Genomic DNA, 21,967 nt, shown 5'->3' with positions numbered 1-21,967 from the left:
TAGTAAACAACGGTTAGTGCATGAAACCTTCCATGAACCCGGCCACCTGGCTGGCAAGCTTGCGCCGCCAGGGCGCGGTCGCCGGGTTGGCCAGGGTCTGGTCTTCGTGGACGAAGCTCTTGATGATCGCGTTGTAGCCGAGCCAGCGGCATGGCTCCGGCTCCCAGGCCCGCAGCGCGTGGATCCCGCCGTCGGGCAGCACCCACGGTTGATGCGTCAGCTCGGTGTCGCGCTCGAGAATCAGATCCGCAAGCGTCCGCCCGCCCAGGTTGGAAGCGCCGACACCCTCCCCGCCATAGCCGCCGGACAGCGCGATGCCGTTGGCCCGGTCACAGAGCATGTGCGGTTTGAAATGCCGGGACATGCCGAGGTTGCCGCCCCAGGCGTGGGTGATCTGGACGTTTTTCAGTTGCGGGAACAGCTCACCGAACAGGTAGCGACGCAGCTCGACTTCATCACGGGTCAGGTCGAAGTTGTGGCGCAGCTTGCCGGCAAACTGATAACCGCCACGGGCGCCGAAGATCAGACGGTTGTCGGCGCTGCGCTGGCCGTAAGTGACCTGACGGCTGAATTCGCTGAAAGCCTGGCCTCGACTGAGGCCGATTGCGTCCCAGGTCGCGGCGGACAACGGCTCGGTGGCGACGATCAGGCTCTGCACCGGTAGTTGATAATGGCCCAATGGTGGCAGCGTGACGGAATAGCCTTCGATGGCCGGGACGATCCAGCGGCTGCGTACGCTGGCGTTGTCGGTCCGCAGGCTGCCGGCCTGCCAATGGGTCACCGGGCTGTTTTCGTAGATCTTCACCCCCATGCTTTCGACGGTTCGCGCCAGGCCGCGCACCAGTTTCGCCGGGTGAATGGTCGCGACATGCGGGGCGAAGATGCCGCCGTAAGGCTTGGCGATGCGAATCTGCTGCGCGAGTTGTTCGGGGCTGAGCCAGCGGTAATCGTCGTCGGTCAGGCCCTGAGCGTGGAGTTTCTTCAGGTAGTCGCGAAGACTGGCTTCCTGCTCGGGATAGCGCGCGGCGCAGTACAGCACTCCGCCTTTTCGGTAATCGCAGTCGATGCCTTCGCGTTCGAGGACGACTTCTACTTCATCAGGAATGCCGTGCAACAGGTCGAACGAAGCGCGGCGTTGTTGTGGCGACAGTCCCGCCAGCAGGCGATCTTCACCCAGCAGGTTGCCCATCAACCAGCCGCCGTTGCGACCGGATGCGCCGAACCCGGCGGTTTGCGCTTCGATGATGGCGATGTTAAGGCTCGGCGCCTGTTGTTTCAGGTAATACGCAGTCCAGAGCCCCGTGTAACCGGCGCCGATGATCGCCACGTCGACGTCCAGATCCTGCGCAAGCGACGGGCGCGCGGTCAGCGGCTCGTCGAGTTGGTCCATCCACAAACTGATAGTGCGCCACGCCGGCATGCAAGACTCCGCCAATCCAGGTTTCGATGGCGTCGATCCTAGAGGCAGAACTCAGGGATTGTCTTGCGCGCGTGTCCGCAAAGAAATTTGCTTCGCGTAGGCCTTGGGCGACTGGCCGGTGTGCTGGCGAAAGCAGCTATAGAAAGCCGACAGCGAATTGAAACCGGCAGCGAAGGCCAGTTCATCGATGCGCAACGGCGGCGTGGCGTTGTCCAGCGACTGCAATAGATGTTGCAGACGCGCCTGATTGACGTAACGGTAAAAGCTTTGCCCCAGCACCTGATTCAGCAAATAGGAAATCTGGTTGCGGCTGTACCCGCACTCCTTCGCGACCCGCTGCAGGTCGAGTTCGGGGTCGAGATAAGGCTGCTGACGCTGGAAATACTGCTGCAAGTCATCGGCCATGAAACTCAGCTGACGCGGCGACAGGCCCAGTCGACTCACCGCCGGACGCTGGCTGCTTGCCGTCGGGCTGTCGGCCTGTTCGCGTACCAGCGAAGCGTATTCGTTGACCCGCCAGATCTGCCCGTCCTTGACCGTGATCGCTTCGCTGGAGCGAAACGACACCAGCCCGTTGCCGCCGCGCAACGTCACTTCGTACTGAATGAAGGCGGTGTTGCCGTCGATGCGGATGCGGTCGCAATGCTCCAGCGCTTCGTCGGATTCGCGCGGCATGCTGACCCGGACGTACTCGCGCAACTCGTCGAGGCCGAGCACGCGGTTCTGGAAGAAATCGTTGTACTGGATGTCCGGGTGGTACAGCGCCATCACGCCATCCAGGTCCCGGTGTTTCCAGCACAGGTGATAGCGCATGACCGTTTCGGCCGTGGCCCGCGTCTGTTCCGGGCCGTCATCATCGGCGTGCATAAGGGACTCTTGGAAAAAGAACCGAGCTTGCCCAACTTCTGGCGCTGCATCAACAACCCGTCGTAATGGCACTTTGGCGACGATTGGCGTGGAGCGTGACTTACATCAAAAAAATCCGCGCAATCGCTAAATGAACTGAAAATTCTCACAGGAATTTCACATCCAGATGCTACTTTTAAAGGCAATCACCGGTTGGGCCAATGAAGGCTCTTCCCACCTACCATGAGCAAACGGAAGCGCTCGATGAAGAAGGCGGGCAACACATGAATAAAGGGTCAAGCAAGGTCACGTTCCCCAATGCCTGCCAGCTGATGCGCTGGCATTTTCATCCCATGGGTTTCGAGGCGACCATGGATGCGCCGGGCAGTCTGGTCGCGCGCCTGTTCGATCGGGCCAGCGGCGAAACCCTGATCGCGATCGCCGGCATTCCCTGTGCCACGGTGATGAACGCGGCGGATGTGGAACGAATAATCGAAGCCGTCGAGGACGAACTGGAGGCTTTCATTCCTCCGGAATCTCTCAAGAGTTACGCATAACTAGCTGATTTAAAATAAAAAAGCCCGCTTTGTGCGGGCTTTTTCATGGGCGTTGGATTCAGGCCGTTTTCTTTTCCGGACGATGATCGACGAAGAACGGTTTGCCTTTGGTGACCCGGTCTGACGCCCGAGGCATGTTGACCGCTTGAGTGTCCTGCGGCTCGACATACCAGTAGCAATGGCTGACTGCACGGGTGATACCGACGTAGGCCAGGCGCAGGATTTCGTCTTTCTGCGCGCTGTCATACGGCTCGCTGTCGCCAGCCTTGCCCAGTCCAGCCATGCGATACACCTGATTCTTGTACGGCGAGCTGGTCAAGTGCTGGCAATCGCCCAGCAGAAAAACCGCGTCGGCCTGCAGACCTTTGGCGCTGTGATAGGTCAGTTGTTTCAGTCGACGGGACTCGTACGGCAAGCTCGAATCAACATTAACTACAGACTGAATATGCTGCTCAATCAATAACTTATCGCTGCTTTTTCGATAGAGCATCAGGATTGAATCGCCTTTTCGATAGTGTTCTGCAAGGCGCTGGCCGAGTGCCTGATCGTCACGCTCCAGCACGTTGACTGGCTGCAACGGCCTCTCCTCGCCGCTGGCCTTGGCCTTCTTGCCCGGGATCGCCGGTGCTGCCCGGACGATGTGTTCTGCCGCGTCGATGATGTGCTGATGGCTGCGATAGTTGTCGCTGAGCATTACCCGGGTCGTGCTCGGTGACGGGAACTCCTTGTTGAATTCCATGAAGTAGCTCGGCGAACTGCCGCGCCAACCATAGATCGATTGCCAGTCATCGCCTACGCACAGCAGCGACGATCGCTGCGCGCCTCGTCCAACGTGCATGGCCGGGCCGCGACTGCGGATTTCCGAGAGGCCGGCGCGAATCCACGAGACGATCTGCGGCGAAACGTCCTGAAACTCATCGATCATCAGGTGCGACATCGGCCGCAGCAACTCATCGCTGAGCAGCTTGAAGTTTTCCGGCGAATGCTCGCTGAACAGCGCGAACATGCGGTTGTAGGTCATGACCGGCGGCTTCTGATCCAGCAAATGGTCTTCCAGCGCTCGCCAGAACAGGCTCAAGGCTTCGAAGAAAAACCGGTCCGGATCGTCCTTGGCGAAACTCATGCGGCCAACGGCGTCCGGCACATCCAGGCCCAGGTTCTCGATGAAGCCTGCGGCGGCGACAAAACAGTCGAGCAATGGCGCGGACGCCAGCTCACCCTTGACCTTGTAGTCGAAGCCGGGACCGGCGCTGACATCACCTGCCAGAGTGGCCAGTAAACGTTTTGACGACTCGTAACTATTTAGCCAAATCAATGGTTTACGACAGAAAGCTTGAAACAGAGTGCGCTTGACCGCCCACTCTGCACGCACCGTCAGCTTGGCGTTTGGACGGCAGACCTGCGGATTTTCCCGTGGATCGAAGCCCAGCACGACCCAGGCGTCCAGGCTCGGAATGTAGCCGTGGCAATGGAAGGACGCGCCGTTGATTTCGAAAGTCTGGCGGCTCGGTTCGATGCCCTTGATCGGCCAGGCGCCGGCGCGAAGCCACATGTCTTCGATCATGTCGCACAGCTCTTCGTCGCGGCGAGCTGCCAGCTCCGTTACAGCGACGCGCTTTTGCACGTCCGGGTGATCGCGCTCCAGCTCCTTGAGCTGCAAGGCGTGCCGAGACAACGGCTGGATCAGTTGCGCAAAGCGCGGGTCTTCTTTGTAGAGCCGGTGGTAGCAGGCGTTTAGCTGCTGGCGTTGCGCGTCGTTGATGCGCAGATCGAACGGATTGCTGTCGACGTCTTCATCCCCGCCAGGCGCGCGGTGGCTGAGGTTTTCGAATGCCTGCAAGCGCTCGAATCCCGGCAGGCTGCGGACCATCGGCAAGATCCGCGAGTGAAAGGTGCGCACCAGATCCCGCGCGTCTTTCTGACTCAGTGCCCGGCCCCACAACGCGAACAGTTCGATCAGTTTGTTGATGAAGTCCTTGCGCGACTCGCGGGTGAAGGTCACCACGGTCATCGAATCCAGCTCAAATCCCAGGTAGTGAGTCAGCAGCAGGATCCGCAGCACCAGCGTGGTCGACTTGCCGGCTCCGGCGCCGGCAATCACCGAGGTTGACGGGGTATCGCTGAAAATCATCTTCCATTGCGCCACGCTTGGCTGGGCATGGGCCGGCAACAGACGCGCGACGTCGGCTTTCATGCGCTTCTTCAGCTCTGCGCTGAGTGGCAGGCGCCAGTCGTCGAACAGGTGATTGTCGATACCCGGTGGCCGGTGTTCGGTATTACGGCTGTCGCGGATCAACAAGACCTGGCGGCCCTCTTCCAGCCCGTCAGCCTTGCCTTCCTTGTACCCGTAATCCACGCCGGCGGTATGCCCGCTGCGAAAGCCGTCGGCCTGGCCGTGCAGCCACGAAGCCCGGTGCTGGGCGCGCAGTTGCGTCAGGCCGTGCCCAAGGAAGCGCGCCGCCAGGCGTTTGAACCAGGGCATCTCGGCCAGGGGACGAAGTTCGGGAGGAAGATCGGGGGTGTGTTGCGCCACGCTGACGGACTCCGGATGTGAGGCTGTTGAGGGCTATGGTGTCTGCATTTGCTTTTTTGTTCTAGCTAAATGCTTACAGGTCATTGGTTTAGGCGATGAACTGAAGGTCGGATGAGACGATTTCGAGCTTTTTTAACATCAATCGATTCGATGGGAATGCCGCACTTTTTACGCTTTTTCTCGATGGTTGACTGATAGATGATGCCTGCCATCAATCACCGGTCTCGCTTCGTGGCTCAGGCATCACGCCCCATGACGAACCTTTTGAGGAGACGATCATGCTTGAACTCAGACCTTTCAGCTCGCTGGGCGGTGCCCACCACGGCTGGTTGGATGCCCATCACCATTTTTCGTTCGCCGAGTACTACGATCCGCAACGCATGAGCTGGGGCAACCTGCGCGTGTGGAACGACGACATCATTGCCGCCGGCACGGGCTTCCCTACTCACCCGCACCGCGACATGGAAATCATCACGTACGTGCGTGAAGGTGCGATCAGCCACCAGGACAACCTGGGCAACAAGGGCCGCACCGAGGCTGGCGACGTGCAGGTCATGAGCGCCGGCACCGGAATCGCCCACAGTGAATACAACCTGGAAGCCACGGACACCAAGATCTTCCAGATCTGGATTCTGCCGACCGAAACCGGCGCACCGCCGTCCTGGGGCGCCAAACCGTTCCCGAAAGGCGATCGCGAAGGCTTCGTGACCCTCGCCAGCGGCAAGGACGGTGACGATCAAAGCCTGCGCATCCGCGCCAACGCGCGTTTGGTGGCGGCCAATATCAAGGCCGGGGAAACCGCTGAATATCGTCTCGATGCCGGACGCCGTGCTTATCTGGTTCCGGCTACGGGTGTCATTGAAGTCAATGGTTTGCGCGCACAAGCTCGCGACGGTGTGGCGGTGGCTGATGAACAGGTGTTGACCGTCACGGCGCTGGAAGACAGCGAAATTGTGTTGGTGGATCTGGCCTGATCGGCGAATCGCGGGCACAAAAAAGGGCGACCTCAGGGTCGCCCTTTTCCGTTGTCTGGATTTATTTGGTGCTGATCGCACCGTCTACCAGGGTTTGCGCTTCGGCCACCAGTTGCTTGAGGTGGTCGTCGCCGATGAAGCTTTCAGCATAGATCTTGTAGATGTCTTCGGTACCCGACGGACGTGCAGCGAACCAGCCGTTTTCGGTCATCACTTTCAGACCGCCAATGGCCTGATCGTTGCCTGGAGCCTTGCTGAGAATGCTCTGGATCTTCTCGCCCGCCAGTTCGGTCGAGGTGACCTGCTCCGGCGACAGTTTGCTCAGCAGCGCTTTCTGCTCAGGATTGGCCTTGGCGTCGACACGCACCGAGAACGGCTCGCCCAGCTCATCAGTCAGTGCACGGTAGGCCTGGCTTGGGTCGCGGCCGGTACGGGCAGTCATTTCAGCGGCCAGCAGGGCTGGAATCAGACCGTCCTTGTCAGTGCTCCAGACACCGCCGTCCTTGCGCAGGAACGAGGCACCGGCGCTTTCTTCGCCGCCAAAACCCAGCGAGCCGTCGAACAGACCATCGGCGAACCATTTGAAGCCGACCGGCACTTCGTACAGGCGACGGCCCAGACGCTTGGCCACGCGATCGATCAGACCGCTGCTGACCACGGTTTTACCCACGGCTGCGTCGGCACGCCATTGCGGACGGTTCTGGAACAGGTAGTCGATCGATACCGCCAGGTAGTTGTTCGGTGCCAGCAGGCCACCGGACGGTGTGACGATGCCGTGACGGTCGTGATCCGGGTCGCAGGCGAACGCCACGTCAAAGCGCTCTTTCAGACCGATCAGGCCTTGCATGGCATGGCTGGACGATGGGTCCATGCGGATCTGCCCGTCCCAGTCGACGGTCATGAAGCGGAACGTCGAGTCGACTTCCTTGTTCACCACCTCCAGGTCAAGACGATAGTGCTCGGCAATCGCCGACCAGTAGCGCACCCCTGCTCCACCCAGCGGATCGACGCCCAGGCGCAGTTTGGCGCCGCGAATGGCATCGAAGTCGATGACGTTGATCAGGTCGGCCACGTAAGTGTTGACGTAGTCGTGACGGTGGGTGGTTTCGGTCTTGAGCGCTTGCTCGTAGCTGATGCGTTTGACGCCAGCCAGTTTGTTGGCCAGCAGTTCGTTGGCCTTGGCTTCGATCCACTTGGTGATGTGAGTGTCGGCCGGGCCGCCGTTGGTTGGGTTGTACTTGTAGCCGCCGCTTTGGGGCGGGTTGTGTGACGGGGTGATGACGATGCCGTCGGCAAGCCCCGTGGTTCGACCACGGTTGTAGCAAAGGATGGCGTGAGAAACCGCCGGGGTCGGCGTGTATTCATCGCCTTCGGCGATCATTACGGTCACGCCGTTGGCCGCAAGCACTTCCAGGGCGCTCGCCCCGGCCGGGGTCGACAGTGCATGCGTGTCGATGCCAACGAACAGCGGCCCGGTGATGCCCTGGGCCTCGCGATACAGGCAGATCGCCTGGCTGATGGCCAGAACGTGCCATTCGTTGAAACTCAAATCAAAGGAACTACCCCGGTGCCCGGAGGTGCCGAACGCCACGCGCTGTGTGGAAACCGAGGCGTCGGGTTGACCGGTGTAATACGCCGTAACCAGTCGCGGGATGTCGACCAACAATTCTGCCGGTGCCGGTTTGCCCGCAAAAGGACTGAGTGTCATGCAAAACCTCTGAAATAGAGTGGTTCAGGAAATTACACCGGAGTTTACTGGCAGTTTGTCCGGAGTGCGATGGGGTCTATTGCGTACACGCCGAGTGTTTTCGCGCATCTGTCCGCGGAGCCAGTCGCAACGCATCCCCAAGCAGTCCGACAAGTCTTAACAACTCGTGTTCCGTGCCACCAATCGCGCTCAAACGCATGTGCTGCGCGTGCAACCCTCTGAGGCTGAACAACTCCCCCGGCGCAATCAGCACATGTTGCTTGAGCAGCCGCTGAAACACCGCGTCCATCACGACCGGGCGCGCAGAATGCAGCCAGATCGTCGCACCGCCCTCAGGTTCGATGACGTGCAGAATGTCCCCCAGACGTTCGCGTATCAAATCGATCCATTGCGTCCGGCGCTCCTTGAGCAAGCGCTTGAGCATCGGCAGATGCTGGTCGACCCGCCCGCTCGCATAGAGTCGTGCAATCGCTTTCTGGCGGATTGGTGAAAGGCGAAACGAACGCAACAGAAAGTGACGCTGCAGGTCCGCACGCCATTGCCGCGACAGGACAAAACCGTATGGGGCTTCGACCCCGATGATTTTTTCGAACATGGAAAACACCAGCAGGCGGTCGGGATCCACCAATTCGCGCAGCGGCTCCCCTTCGGCGTCGTCCAGCAAGTCGCCGTGGCAGTCATTTTCCAGCAACCAGGTGCCATGACTCAGCAGCAAATGCGCAATGGCCTCACGACTGGCCGGCGGGATACGACTCCCGTGGGGCATGTTCAATCGGGAGGAAAGCAGGATCAATCGGACCCGCTCGCTTTCAAGCAGTCTCTGGAGTTTCTGCGGATCGAATGCCCCGTCTGGCTGCAGCGGCAACTCGATCACCTGAACCTCGGCGGACTGAAACAAGCGAAGGATCATCCAGTCACACGGCGATTCGATCACCACGGTTGCGTGACGCAGCTCAAGGACGGCGATCAGGATCTCCAGCACTCCTCGCAGATCGGCACCGATGTAGACATCTTCGGCGTGCCAGCAATGGGCGGCCGATGACGTGTAGCGGGCCGCCAGCAGCGTGCGCAGCTCCAGCTCGCCGCAAGGCTGAGCCGGCGTCTGCAGGTGCCGGGGATACTGGCGCAGCAGCTCTCGTTCAAGCATCAGCAACGGACGATCGAGGGGCTGGATCGACGCCGGCTCATCGGCGCTCAATACCTGCATGCCAGTGCATCTGGCATTGACGTACACCGTTTCCAGCAAATCACCTCCGCGTCCGGGAGGCATGACCGACGATGCAGGCTGCGCGAAATATCCGGATTTGGCCACGGAATAGACCCGGCCTTCTTTCTCCAGTAGCGCGTAGGCGTATTGAATGGTCGATATCGACACGTTCAACCGCTCGGCCAGCTGCCTTAACGATGGCAGTCGAATCGCTCCCTGGTTGCCCGGCTCGCTGATCAGTTGCGTCAGGTAGCGATAGACCGCCTGGTAGGCAAAATCAGATTCCCTCGGCTCACTCATGAGCGTATGTCCGCATAGACGTCCGTGTGATCGGGCAACAAAATCCCATTCAACCTTCCGCCGAACGGTCGCCCAGAGTGACCTCGCGCTCGGGCAACTCCTGCGCTTGTGCGACGTGTTCTCCCGTCCGGACAGCCCCCATTGCATACAACCGGCAGATCAGTCGCAGGGGCAAACCGCTGACATCGGTCATCCATTGCAAGACCTGCTCCGGTGCGTGCAGGCCCTGCATGGCGCGGTGCAGGTCCGGCATGGCGACCAGCATGCCCGGATGGCAGGTGCGCAGGAATCGCTCGAGACCGGCACCGGCATCGTTGAAGGGAGCGAACAGCAGGCATACCAGTTGCGACTCGTTGAGGCCGAGATTCTTTTGCAGGGACGACGCTGCCAGCGACCGTTGCTCGGCTAGATCGGAAGAACTGCCGAATGTGGAGACAAAACGTTCGCAAACCTGCTCTGGCGTGTTTCTGCGGCGCATCGTCGCCAGGTATTGCTGCAGATAGTCCGATACGCCGGTCTCATAGGTCCGGCCTTCGGTGTAACTGGCCTGCAAACCTTTCAGGAACGCACCGACCAGGGGATCAGCGCACTCGCCGGTGCGCGCTTCAAGCATCAGATCGTCGGCCTGAAACCCGAGGAAATCGCTGAGCAAGGGCCAGCGTTCCTCCATTTTGCCGACGACCATATCGTCGATACCGATGTAGCTGGTGCGACGACAGGCTTCGAACTCGCCGAGGGGACGCCAAGGCACCCGATCTTCTTGCGAGTAAAGTTCGCGATAACAATCGCCGCCGAGGCTGTCGAGCAGACTGAACAGCTCATCGAACCCACCGCCCTTTCGCGACAACTCGCCAATCCCGACCTTGCGCACTGCCCTGTCCAGACCATCGAGAAACTGCTCCTGACGGCGCGCGTTGTCGCTGCTGATCAAGGCATCGACACCGTTGCTCCATCGGGCGACCTGGCCATAGAACTCAGCGGTGGTCAGATACTGGTCATCCCACAATGTCAGATCCTCATCCCATTCACGGCGATGCCCCACCATCAGCAGGTCGAGTCTGCCGGCCTCGCGCCCTTCATCGCAGATGGGCGCCAGATGGTTGAAGGGCAGGATTTCCCGATGATCGACCATCAACAACTCGACCCTCGGGTCATCATGCAGAAACAGTGCACTGAAACTGCGATGCAGGTTGTGCAACGCCGAAGCCGGCACGCCGTTGCACCGCAGGGTCGCGACTCTCAACTGAAACGTGGCAGGTGCGCGGCCGGCGATGCTCAACTGCGCCGCGCGCAACAGGGCCAGGCTGTAGCAACAGTCGCGTGTGCCGGATTGAATCACCAACACCTTGAATTCACCGATGCGATCCATGCCCCCGGCAGCGACCGCCAGACGCTGGATCAACAGCTGCAATGCCGTGCGTTCGGCACGGGAAAAGAAACTCAGCAGTCGTTGCAAAACTTGCTGGTAGACATAGTTCATTGCCTGATCATGGATCGTGCTCATCAGTACTTCACCCGGTATCAAAGGTTTTATATCGCGCGGCCGAAAATGGCGGACGCGCAATCATTCTTCATTAATTAATAGACGCTTAAATGCTAACACTTATGTTTTTGTAGTTATTTGAAACAGTTGAGCGCATGGCATTTGAGAATCACGAACGATATGGCTGAAAGCCCCGTCGTTGCTGGACTCCTCGCAAGGCAGGGTTTTCCTAGGAAACTTCTTACAAGCCCCTGCACATAATGAGCACAAGAAAAAAAGAAGGGATTACATGGCAGCCCTACAATCTTTAAACAGAAGTTTGAGGCGCGATGATAAACAGCCGTTTGATACTGCACAGAACAAATAGAATGCACAGACATAGCTCATTCCTTGAGATGAAAGTAGTCATTCAATTATCAGGGTCTGGAGGGCAATTAGAAGATACAGATCGAGAGCAAAAACCAGTTCAGTTGCTGAACGTCCCCAGGCGTCTGGCCCAGGGGTTTCTCGATATCTGAAGGATTAAACGCACAAGAGTCCGTGGGGCCACGGACTCTGAATGGGAAGGTCAGGCAGTTTCGATTTGCAGGGCAACCCGCTCGCGACATGGGCATTCGTCCATGTAGCGGTGAGCTTCGACAAACTCGTTGAACGGAAACACACGAGTCTTGAGCGGCAGCAGCACACGGTCGGCAGTGAGCTGGTTGATATCACGCAAGGCACGTTGCAAGGCGACGTGATCCTGAACGATGCCGAGCTCCGGTTTGCCGGTGAAGTTGCCGATGCAATGCACGAAGAACTGAATGTTCTTCTGGAACGCTGCGCAGGCCGGGAATGGCGTCTGGTTGCCGCCCTGCAGGCCGTACAGCACCAGGCTGCCACGCGGTGCCAGCACATCGCCGAGTAGCGACATCTGCGGCCCGCCGAGACCGTCGAACACCACGTCGACACCACGGTTGTCGGTGATCTTGTTGATGCGCATCAACAGGTCTTCTTCTTCGGTGACGATCACTTTCTCGGCACCGAGAGACAGCAGGTACTCACGCTCCTCTGCCGTTTTGGTAGCAGCAATCACCCGCACACCCAGCGCCTTGCCCAGCTGGACGAAGGACGGACCGGCACAATGGCTGGCGTCGGTCACCAGGGCGAACTGCCCGGGTTTGACCCGTGCCAGATCAACGTAACCGAAATAGGCGATCAACAGCGGCGTGTAATGCACGCTGGCTTCAATCGGGCTGAGCACGTCGGGATAACGGGTCAGCGCGGTGCGCGGCAGAACGATCAGTTCGCCGTAGACCGGATAATCATTGGGGCTCTCGGCCGGAAAGCTGGCCACCTTGTCGCCCACGGCCAGATCTTCGACGCCGTCGCCGATGGCCGTGACCACGCCGGCCATTTCATGACCGAGGCCTGAAGGCAGACGCGCCTGGGACGACGCCAGATTCTGGCGCCAGAGCGTGTCATACCAGCTGATGCCGATCGCCTCGACACGCACCTGCACTTCGCCAGGACCTGGCTGAGCAGCCGCATGCTCTTCGCATTTGAGCACCTCGGCTGGACCAAACTTGTGAAAACGGATCGTGCGGGACATCGCAAACCTCGTCAAAGTAACCTCTAATGCCATGAACTCTATCTGGGCTTTCCAGCCAAGACTATCAGTGGCTATTAATAGTCGACATGCCTGTCATTGATTCCGCAGCATGGTCAGCATTGAGAAAATCCATGAAAAAACTGCTGCCGCCTTCTCAGTAAAGCTGAATTACCCGGTGCAGACTACCAGCCTTTCCCCGTAAGATTCATGCCGGCCATTGTTCTCATATGGTCGCTCTCGTCAAGCTTGATGACTCTGCCAGGACTCCAGATGAATCGTAATGACCTGCGTCGTGTCGACCTCAACCTGTTGATCGTGTTCGAAACGCTGATGCACGAGCGCAGCGTGACCCGTGCGGCGGAAAAGCTGTTTCTCGGCCAGCCGGCGATCAGCGCGGCGCTTTCACGCCTGCGCGGCCTGTTCGACGACCCTTTGTTTGTGCGCACCGGGCGCAGCATGGAGCCTTCCGCCCGCGCGGTGGAAATCTTCGCCCTGCTCTCCCCGGCCCTCGACTCGATTTCGACGGCCGTCAGCCGCGCAGCGGAGTTCGACCCGGCGACCAGCACTTCAGTATTTCGCATCGGCCTGTCGGACGACGTCGAATTCGCGTTGCTGCCAATGTTGCTCAAGCGCCTGCGTGCCGAGGCACCGGGCATCGTGCTGGTGGTGCGCCGCGTCAACTACATCCTGATGCCCGGCCTGCTCGCCTCCGGCGAAATCTCCATCGGCGTCAGCTACACCACCGACCTGCCGGCCAACGCCAAACGCAAGGTCTTGCGCCGCAGCGCACCCAAATTGCTGCGCGCCGATACTGTGCCGGGGCCGTTGAGCCTGGACGATTACTGCGCCCGGCCGCATGCGCTGGTGTCGTTTGCCGGCGACCTCAGTGGTTTCGTCGATGAAGAGCTGGAAAAACTCGAGCGTAAACGGCATGTGGTCCTGGCGGTACCGCAGTTCAATGGACTGGGTACGCTGCTGGCGGGCACCGATATCGTCGCGACCGTCCCCGATTACACGGCGGAAGCACTGACGGCGGCGGGTGGTCTTCGCGCGGAAGATCCACCGTTGCCGACGCGTACGTTTGAACTGCATATGGCCTGGCGGGGGTCGCAGGATAACGACCCGGGGGAAAGGTGGTTGCGGTCGCGGATTCAGATGTTTTTTGGGGATCCGGATAGCCTGGCATAGCCTTTGCCATAACGAGTCATAGAGATTGTTGAATGTGGCAGTGGCTTGCGGCATTCTTCGCGACGAAATTTCCAGGGACGGTAAATTCCATGCGTGCTGCACGTATACAGACACCCGTCCCCTTCGCTATTTCGAACACCATCAAGGTGATTGAAAGCGAACACGCGCAACCGTCGCAGTTGCTTGGTCTGAAATATTGAAACGGAACTTCACATGAGCGGAAAACCTGCTGCGCGCCTGACAGATCCCACTAGTTGCCTCTACCGGGACATGGAACAAATCCGATCGCCAGTGGCTCGCCCAATGTCAACTTTGACGGGCTTGCTGCGGCCCGGATGAGCGACAAGTCCGCTTGCGGTAGCCCCATCACCGGAGGCGTCAGTGCAACGGTTTTTATCAATGGTTTGAACGCTGCGACGAAAGACAGCACGGGCGGACACGGCAATGTGGTTGTGGGTGGTTCCGGAACAGTCATCATCGGAGACACATTCGTCCCGGCACCTTTCAGCGGCCTGCTACCGATGCCTGTGCACTTCAGCGACAAGATCAAATTGATCGACGAAAGCACCGGTGAACCGATGCCCAATCATGGCTACGCGATTCAGCGTGCTGATGGCAGCTTTGAGTATGGAACCAGTGATGCGTCGGGATTCACACACGTCGTGAGTTCACACTTGGCAGAAACCATAAAACTGTTTTTGGAAGATTGACAACCATGCCGGCAGAGCAAATCAAACTTCCCAATGGCAATACCGCAAGCCTGTCCGTCACACCGACATTGACAGTCGTGAAAGATCAGACTGTCAAGACGGCCCCCGTTCCAGCGAAGAAGGCTATTGTCTTTTTCATTGGTGGAGCTGCCGACCAGGAGAAATACTATTTCCAGGGAGCTTTCCACAATATCGATGACGCCCAAAAACTGCTCGATGCAAAAATCGCCGGCAACAAAAAGCTGAAGACGAAATATACCGGACTCCCCAAAAGCTATAAGGATGCAAGGGGTTCCGGCGACATTCAGACTCACTTTATAGACAACATACCCAGTAAATCCTGTCCGGTTTACATCGTTGGTCATAGCCTCGGTGGATGGAATGGCGCGCATCTGTCGCAGATCCTGTCCGAGGCCGGTTACACCATTAAATTTTTGGTGACGCTGGATCCAGTGGGTGAAGGTTTTTTTGTATGGCTGGGTTCCGACATCTACTTTTCTGAACCAACACCTGTCGCTGAAACATGGATCAACATCCGGGCGAATGCCAGCAAGCCTGATAATTCTGATGGCGTCGCTGATTTCGGGGAGCGCTGGATAATCGAGGCAGGTCCGACCGTCAATAAAACCATTGATCGACACCATGCCTCGGCTGACTGGATGTTTATCGAGCCTGTTCAAGGGACCAAGTCCGCCTGCGACCTGATTTTTGATTCAATCAACGGTATCTTCGGCCAATGAACGGACTACGCGGTGTCATTTACCTTGCATTGCTTCTCTGTAGTGGCTGTGTCAAAACGGCCAGCATTCCACCGGCCGATCTCACGTTATCGTCCTTCAGAATGGGTTCGAGCAATCTGTTCACGGCACACTTCAGCTCCACTGTGGATTTGCAGAACGCTTTCAGTGATTACGAACAGTCCAATCAGCTCTCACCGACCCTGATTTGTTCCCTGAATCGAGACACGGAGTTCTCATCCGAGCATCCAATTGCCGTAAAAGCCGAAGGACGAGTAATCGCCAGCAATCAAACCAAACCCAATTACAAGTTTTCCTCCGAACTCATCTTTTACTACACCAACCCGAATGGAACTCAACGCGACTTGAATGACTATGACGCCATCAAGCCGTTGCTCGAGTCGCAAAATTCGATCCCATGCAAAGTTCGGATAACCGCCTATGGGTACGAAGCCTATTACTCGAATACGCTATTGATTCCGTCCAGGGTCATGATTGAGCAGATTTTCAGATAGACGCCAATCGAAGGTCTATTGCCGGTCCTTTCGCAAGGCGGGTCGGCATTTTTAATCCTCGCGTAATCACCACCGTGCAGTTTCACACCCGACCTTTGCGTCATGGGTAACAGAGAATTGCTCTGAAACCAATTGATAGCCTCCTAACGAAAGGTGCATGCTAGAGGGCTTCCCTCGCGCTTATATCATTCCGAATGATAGTTACCTTCGTGTCATTCGATTCGTTTGCCATCTACCCGCCGAGCATCATCCGCCCATCTTCAATACATTGGCGGATGCATCCATGGAACAATCACTCAAACATTTGCGCTTCCCGTTGGCCATGTTGGCCGTGCTGGTGATGAGCGCGTGCGGCAAGACTCCGGAAACCGCCGCCACCATGCCTGCTGCCAAAGTCAGCGTGGCCAAGGTGCTGGAACAACCGGTCAACGAGTGGGACGAATTCACCGGGCGCCTCGAGGCGCCGGAAACCGTTGAAATCCGTCCGCGGGTCTCCGGCCAGATCGACGAAGTCGCCTTCACCGAAGGTGCGCTGGTCAAGAAAGGCGACCTGCTGTTCCAGATCGACCCGCGTCCGTTCCAGGCCGAGGTCCGCCGCCTCGAAGCTCTGGTTGCCCAATCCCGCGCCAATGCCACACGCAGTGAAAACGAAGCCGGCCGGGGCGAACGCCTGCGTGCCAGCAACGCCATCTCCGCCGAGCTGGCCGACTCGCGCACCAGCGCTGCACAAGAAGCCCGTGCTGCTGTCGGTGCCCTGCAAGCGCAACTGGATCTGGCCAAACTGAACCTGAGCTTTACCCGTGTTACCGCACCGATCAGCGGCCGCGTCAGCCGTGCCGAAATCACCGCCGGTAACCTGGTGACCGCCGACACCACTGCGCTGACCAGCGTGGTTTCCACCGACAAGGTCTACGCCTACTTCGACGCCGACGAGCGTGTGTTCCTCAAATACACCCAACTCGCCCGTCAGGGTCAGCGCGGTGCAACCACCCCGGTGTACATGGGCCTGTCCAATGAAGACGGCAACCCGCACCTGGGCCAGATGAACTTCGTCGACAACCAGGTCAACCCGAAAACCGGCACCATCCGTGGTCGCGCCGTGTTCGACAACAGCGACGGCACCTACACCCCGGGTCTGTATGCACGCCTGAAACTGGTCGGCAGCGGCACCTACAACGCCATGTTGATCAACGACGAAGCGGTCGGTACCGACCTCGGCAAGAAGTTCGTGCTGGTGATGGATGGCGACAACAAGACCGCCTACCGCGCCGTTGAACTCGGTCCGAAGATCGAAGGCCTGCGTATCGTGCGCAGCGGCCTGAACAAGGACGACACGATCATCGTCAAGGGTCTGCAACGGGTTCGTCCTGGCTCCCCGGTTTCGCCTGAAGTGATCCCGATGGCCAGCGAGCAAACCATTGCCGCTCTCGCTCAACAACGACAAGCGCTGGAAGCCAGCAACCTGCCCAAAGTCGCACCTGCCAAAGGCGCGCCGGGTTCGGTTGTGAAACTGGCTGCTGCGACCCCACGCGGTTAAGGGACGACAACTCCGATGAATTTTTCCCAATTCTTCATTTCACGGCCGATCTTCGCAGCGGTGCTTTCGCTGCTGATCCTGATCGCCGGTGCGATTTCGCTGTTCCAGTTGCCGATCAGCGAATACCCGGAAGTCGTGCCACCGACCGTGGTGGTGCGTGCCAACTTCCCGGGCGCCAACCCAAAAGTCATCGGTGAAACCGTGGCGGCTCCACTGGAGCAGGCCATCACCGGCGTCGAGAACATGCTGTACATGTCCTCGCAATCCACCGCTGACGGCAAGATCACCCTGACCATCACCTTCGCCCTGGGCACTGACCTGGACAACGCGCAGGTGCAGGTGCAGAACCGCGTGACCCGGACCGAGCCGAAACTTCCAGAAGAAGTGACGCGCATCGGTATCACCGTCGACAAGGCTTCGCCCGACCTGACCATGGTTGTGCACTTGACCTCGCCGGACAAACGCTACGACATGCTGTACCTGTCCAACTACGCGATCCTCAATATCAAGGACGAGCTCGCTCGCCTCGGTGGTGTCGGTGACGTGCAGTTGTTCGGTATGGGCGACTACTCGCTGCGTGTATGGCTCGACCCGAACAAGACCGCTTCGCGCAATCTGACCGCGACTGATGTGGTGACCGCGATTCGTGAGCAGAACCGTCAGGTGGCCGCCGGTCAACTGGGTGCTCCTCCTGCCCCGACTGCGCAAAGCTTCCAGTTGTCGATCAACACTCAGGGCCGCCTGGTCACCGAAGAAGAGTTTGAGAACATCGTCATTCGCGCCGGTGACAATGGTGAAATCACCCGCCTGAAGGACATCGCCCGCGTCGAACTGGGTTCCAGCCAGTACGCCCTGCGTTCGTTGCTGAACAACCAGCCGGCCGTAGCGATCCCGATCTTCCAGCGTCCTGGCTCCAACGCCATCGAAATATCGAACGAAGTTCGCGGCAAGATGGAAGAACTGAAGAAAAGCTTCCCGCAAGGCATGGACTACAGCATCGTCTATGACCCGACGATCTTCGTGCGCGGCTCCATCGAGGCGGTGGTTCACACCCTCTTCGAAGCACTGATCCTCGTGGTACTGGTGGTGATCCTGTTCCTGCAGACCTGGCGCGCCTCGATCATCCCGTTGGTGGCGGTGCCGGTATCGTTGATCGGTACGTTTGCGGTGATGCACCTGTTCGGCTTCTCGCTCAACGCGCTGTCGCTGTTCGGCCTGGTATTGGCGATCGGTATCGTGGTGGACGACGCCATCGTGGTGGTTGAGAACGTCGAGCGGAACATTGAACTGGGGCTCAACCCCTTCGATGCGACCAAAAAGGCCATGGGTGAAGTGACGGGCCCGATCATTGCCACGGCGCTGGTGCTGTGTGCGGTGTTCGTACCGGCGGCATTCATCTCGGGCCTCACCGGTCAGTTCTACAAGCAGTTCGCACTGACCATCGCGATCTCGACCGTGATCTCGGCCTTCAACTCGCTGACCCTGTCGCCAGCGCTGGCCGCTGTGTTGCTTAAAGGTCACGACGCACCGAAAGACCGCTTCTCGCGAGTGCTGGACAAGATCTTCGGTGGCTGGCTGTTCCGTCCGTTCAACCGTTTCTTCGACCGCGCCAGCCATGGCTACGTCGGCACCGTGCGCCGGGTCATCCGTGGCAGCGGCATCGCCCTCTTCCTGTACGCAGGTCTGATGGTGCTGACCTTCTTCGGTTTCTCCAGCACCCCGACCGGTTTCGTACCCGGCCAGGACAAGCAATACCTGGTGGCCTTCGCGCAACTGCCGGACGCCGCGAGCCTGGACCGCACTGAAGACGTGATCAAACGCATGTCCGACCTGGCACTGAAACAGCCTGGCGTGGAAAGCGCCGTAGCGTTCCCGGGCCTGTCGATCAACGGCTTCACCAACAGCCCGAACGCCGGCATCGTTTTCGTGACCCTGAAACCGTTCGACGAGCGTAAAGACCCGAGCATGTCCGCCGGTGCGATTGCCGGTGCCTTGAACGGCCAGTACGCCGGGATTCAGGAAGCCTACATGGCGATCTTCCCGCCGCCGCCGGTACAAGGTCTGGGTACCATTGGTGGTTTCCGCCTGCAAATCGAGGACCGGGGCAACCTGGGCTACGAAGAGCTGTACAAGGAAACCATGAACATTATTGCCAAGAGCCATAACGTTCCGGAACTGGCCAACCTGTTCACCAGCTACACCGTGAACGTGCCGCAGGTCGATGCCGCCATCGACCGGGAAAAAGCCAAGACCCACGGCGTGGCCGTCAGCGACATCTTCGACACCCTGCAGATCTACCTGGGCTCGCTGTATGCCAACGACTTCAACCGCTTCGGTCGTACCTATCAGGTCAACGTTCAGGCAGAGCAACAGTTCCGCCTCGAATCCGACCAGATCGGCCAGCTGAAAGTACGCAACAACAAAGGCGAAATGATCCCGCTGGCGACCTTCATCAAGGTCAGCGACACCTCGGGCCCGGATCGCGTGATGCACTACAACGGCTTCATCACCGCTGAAATCAACGGTGCGGCAGCCCCGGGCTACAGCTCTGGCCAGGCCGAAAAAGCCATCGAGAAACTGCTCAAGGATGAACTTCCGAACGGCATGACCTACGAGTGGACCGACCTGACCTACCAGCAGATTCTGTCCGGCAACACTGCGCTGTTCGTGTTCCCGCTCTGCGTATTGCTGGCGTTCCTGGTGCTCGCGGCCCAATACGAAAGCTGGAGCCTGCCACTGGCGGTGATCCTGATCGTACCGATGACCCTGCTGTCGGCCATCACCGGTGTGATCATCTCTGGCGGCGACAACAACATCTTCACCCAGATCGGCTTGATCGTACTGGTGGGCCTGGCGTGTAAGAACGCGATTCTGATCGTCGAGTTCGCCAAGGACAAACAGGAAGAAGGCCTCGATCCGCTGGCCGCCGTACTGGAAGCCTGCCGTCTGCGTCTGCGGCCGATCCTGATGACTTCGTTCGCGTTCATCATGGGTGTGGTGCCACTGGTGTTCTCCAGCGGTGCCGGTGCCGAGATGCGTCATGCCATGGGTGTGGCGGTGTTCTCCGGGATGCTCGGTGTGACCTTCTTCGGTCTGCTGCTGACCCCCGTGTTCTATGTGTTGATCCGCAACTTCGTTGAGCGCAGCGAAGCGCGCAAAGCGGCCAAGGCGCAAAATCTTCAAAAGCCACTGGAGGCGCACCAATGAGTCTGAAAGTCTTCCTGCCGAGCCTGCTGGTGCTGGCCCTGAGTGCCTGCGCCGTCGGCCCTGACTACAAGACCCCGACGACGGAGGCGGCGAACATCACGTCCGCCACCGACGGCGCCGCCGGCCAGAAGAACTTCGACCGTTCGAAATTCGAAGGCATCTGGTGGCAGCAGTTCGACGATCCGACCCTCAACCAGTTGGTGACTCAATCGCTGCAAGGCAACCGTGAACTGCGCGTGGCATTCGCCCGCTGGAAAGCCGCCCGGGCGATCCGCGACGACGCCAGCAACGATGCGATGCCGACCATCACCAGCCGCGCCAGCAGCGATCTGGCCAAAGGTCAGATCCCGGGTCAGACCACCAACCGGGTCAATAGCGAGCGCTATGACCTGGGGCTGGATATGGCCTGGGAGCTGGACCTGTTCGGACGCATCCAGCGCAATCTGGAAGCCAGCGACGCCGACCAGCAAGCGGCCGAAGCCGATCTGTACCAACTGCAAGTCACCATGATTGCCGAACTGGTGGACGCTTATGGTCAACTGCGCGGCGCTCAATTGCGGGAAAAGATCGCCCTGGCCAACCTGAACAACCAGCAGGAGTCGCGCAAGATCACCATCAGCCTGCGTGACGCCGGTGTTGGCGATCAGCTCGATGTTGAACGGGCCGATGCCCGTCTGGCTTCGGTCGAAGCCAGCGTGCCGCAGTTGCAGGCGGAACAGGCGCGGCAGAAAAACCGCATCGCCACTCTGCTGGGTGAACGTCCGGACAAACTGACCGTCGACCTGAGCCCGAAAGACCTGCCGGCGATTGCCAAGGCCTTGCCGATCGGTGATCCGGGCGAATTGCTGCAACGTCGTCCGGACATCCTCAGCGCCGAACGCAAACTGGCGTCGGCCACGGCGCGTATCGGTGTGGCCAAGGCCGACCTGTTTCCTCGGGTCAGCCTGAGCGGTTTCCTCGGCTGGACGGCCGGGCGTGGTTCGCAGATCGGTTCCTCGGCGGCCAACGCCTGGGCACTGGGCCCAAGCATCACTTGGGCAGCGTTTGACCTGGGCAGCGTGCGGGCCCGTCTGCGCGGCGCCGATGCCGATGCCGAAGGCGCACTGGCGACCTACGAGCAGCAAGTATTGCTCGCGCTGGAAGAGTCGGAAAACGCCTTCAGTGATTACGGCAAGCGTCAGCAACGTCTGATTTCGCTGATCCGTCAGAGCGAATCCAGCCGCAAGGCTGCCGACCTCGCCGAGATTCGCTACCGCGAAGGCACCACCGATTTCCTGGTGTTGCTCGATGCCCAGCGTGAACGTTTGAACGCCGAAGACAGCCAGGCCCAGGCCGAAGTGGATCTGTATCGCGGCATCGTCGCGATCTACAAGGCCCTCGGTGGCGGCTGGCAGCCAGAGACGGTCGCCAGCAAGTAACAGGTTTTTAAAGAGCTCCTTTGGTTGGCCGCAACC

15 protein-coding genes and 1 pseudogene are annotated in these 21,967 nt (G+C 59.1%); 9 read left to right on the top strand and 7 right to left on the bottom strand.

The genetic code is table 11. The features are described from left to right. Positions 1-13: 13 nt before the first annotated feature. On the bottom strand, positions 14-1,420 hold the full coding sequence (locus tag AC0R79_RS15175) for an NAD(P)/FAD-dependent oxidoreductase (RefSeq protein ID WP_474730301.1): 1,407 nt from the start codon (positions 1,418-1,420) through the stop codon (positions 14-16). 51 nt (positions 1,421-1,471) lie between these two features. Beyond that, positions 1,472-2,287 carry a helix-turn-helix domain-containing protein gene (locus tag AC0R79_RS15170; protein ID WP_474730299.1) on the bottom strand — a complete coding sequence of 272 codons (816 nt, stop codon included), beginning with the start codon at positions 2,285-2,287 and terminating at the stop codon, positions 1,472-1,474. A 263-nt stretch (positions 2,288-2,550) separates the two neighbouring features. Here AC0R79_RS15170 and AC0R79_RS15165 point away from each other — a divergent pair, with 263 nt between their 5' ends. Continuing rightward, positions 2,551-2,823 carry a DUF1652 domain-containing protein gene (locus AC0R79_RS15165; RefSeq protein WP_011334086.1) on the top strand — a complete coding sequence of 91 codons (273 nt, stop codon included), beginning with the start codon at positions 2,551-2,553 and terminating at the stop codon, positions 2,821-2,823. A 58-nt stretch (positions 2,824-2,881) separates the two neighbouring features. Here the strand turns inward: AC0R79_RS15165 and AC0R79_RS15160 are convergent, their stop codons facing one another. Further along, a complete protein-coding gene (locus tag AC0R79_RS15160; protein ID WP_474730296.1) occupies positions 2,882-5,356 on the bottom strand; it encodes a UvrD-helicase domain-containing protein in 2,475 nt (824 codons plus the stop codon). Positions 5,357-5,634: 278 nt separating this feature from the next. Between AC0R79_RS15160 and AC0R79_RS15155 the strand changes: the two genes are divergently transcribed. After that, positions 5,635-6,330: a pirin family protein gene (locus tag AC0R79_RS15155; protein ID WP_085603767.1), complete on the top strand. Its 696-nt coding sequence runs from the start codon at positions 5,635-5,637 to the stop codon at positions 6,328-6,330. Between the two features lie 61 nt (positions 6,331-6,391). Here AC0R79_RS15155 and pgm read toward each other — a convergent pair whose 3' ends face one another. The 4 genes from pgm to AC0R79_RS15135 all read right to left on the bottom strand — a co-directional run bounded on the left by pgm (position 6,392) and on the right by AC0R79_RS15135 (position 12,619). Next, entirely contained in the window at positions 6,392-8,038 is a 1,647-nt protein-coding gene (gene pgm / locus AC0R79_RS15150; RefSeq protein WP_474730293.1) for a phosphoglucomutase (alpha-D-glucose-1,6-bisphosphate-dependent), read from the bottom strand. Between the two features lie 76 nt (positions 8,039-8,114). After that, positions 8,115-9,545, bottom strand: a complete 1,431-nt coding sequence (locus tag AC0R79_RS15145) for an aminotransferase-like domain-containing protein (protein ID WP_474730290.1) — start codon at positions 9,543-9,545, stop codon at positions 8,115-8,117. A gap of 49 nt (positions 9,546-9,594) precedes the next feature. Next, positions 9,595-11,049, bottom strand: coding sequence for a hypothetical protein (locus AC0R79_RS15140; RefSeq protein ID WP_375747082.1), 1,455 nt, complete (start codon positions 11,047-11,049; stop codon positions 9,595-9,597). 547 nt (positions 11,050-11,596) lie between these two features. Continuing rightward, positions 11,597-12,619 (bottom strand): zinc-dependent alcohol dehydrogenase family protein, encoded by a 1,023-nt coding sequence (locus AC0R79_RS15135; RefSeq protein ID WP_007954559.1) that lies wholly within the window; start codon positions 12,617-12,619, stop codon positions 11,597-11,599. A gap of 270 nt (positions 12,620-12,889) precedes the next feature. On the opposite strand from AC0R79_RS15135, the gene AC0R79_RS15130 reads away from it, so the two are divergent. From AC0R79_RS15130 to AC0R79_RS15100, 7 genes and pseudogenes are all read left to right on the top strand, one after another. Beyond that, positions 12,890-13,807 carry a LysR family transcriptional regulator gene (locus tag AC0R79_RS15130; protein WP_085603778.1) on the top strand — a complete coding sequence of 306 codons (918 nt, stop codon included), beginning with the start codon at positions 12,890-12,892 and terminating at the stop codon, positions 13,805-13,807. A 213-nt stretch (positions 13,808-14,020) separates the two neighbouring features. After that, positions 14,021-14,517, top strand: a pseudogene (locus AC0R79_RS15125) (PAAR domain-containing protein). 5 nt (positions 14,518-14,522) lie between these two features. Beyond that, the gene (locus tag AC0R79_RS15120) at positions 14,523-15,257 is read left to right on the top strand and encodes an alpha/beta hydrolase (protein WP_127798092.1); all 735 of its coding nucleotides are present in this window, start codon (positions 14,523-14,525) and stop codon (positions 15,255-15,257) included. Continuing rightward, on the top strand, positions 15,254-15,769 hold the full coding sequence (locus tag AC0R79_RS15115; RefSeq protein ID WP_474730284.1) for a hypothetical protein: 516 nt from the start codon (positions 15,254-15,256) through the stop codon (positions 15,767-15,769). The genes AC0R79_RS15120 and AC0R79_RS15115 overlap by 4 nt, the downstream gene beginning before the upstream one ends. 283 nt (positions 15,770-16,052) lie before the next feature. Next, positions 16,053-17,306, top strand: a complete 1,254-nt coding sequence (gene mexE / locus AC0R79_RS15110) for a multidrug efflux RND transporter periplasmic adaptor subunit MexE (protein ID WP_007954549.1) — start codon at positions 16,053-16,055, stop codon at positions 17,304-17,306. Between the two features lie 15 nt (positions 17,307-17,321). Next, complete coding sequence (locus AC0R79_RS15105) at positions 17,322-20,513, top strand: efflux RND transporter permease subunit (RefSeq protein ID WP_085603791.1); 3,192 nt, start codon at positions 17,322-17,324, stop codon at positions 20,511-20,513. After that, a complete protein-coding gene (locus tag AC0R79_RS15100) occupies positions 20,510-21,931 on the top strand; it encodes an efflux transporter outer membrane subunit (protein ID WP_127798089.1) in 1,422 nt (473 codons plus the stop codon). Before AC0R79_RS15105 ends, AC0R79_RS15100 begins: the two co-directional genes overlap by 4 nt. Positions 21,932-21,967 lie beyond the last annotated feature (36 nt).

Source organism: Pseudomonas sp. HD57-3 (assembly GCF_056113135.1).
Note: the sequence above shows the minus strand (reverse complement) of the source record. Positions and strands in the feature narration are given on the sequence as shown.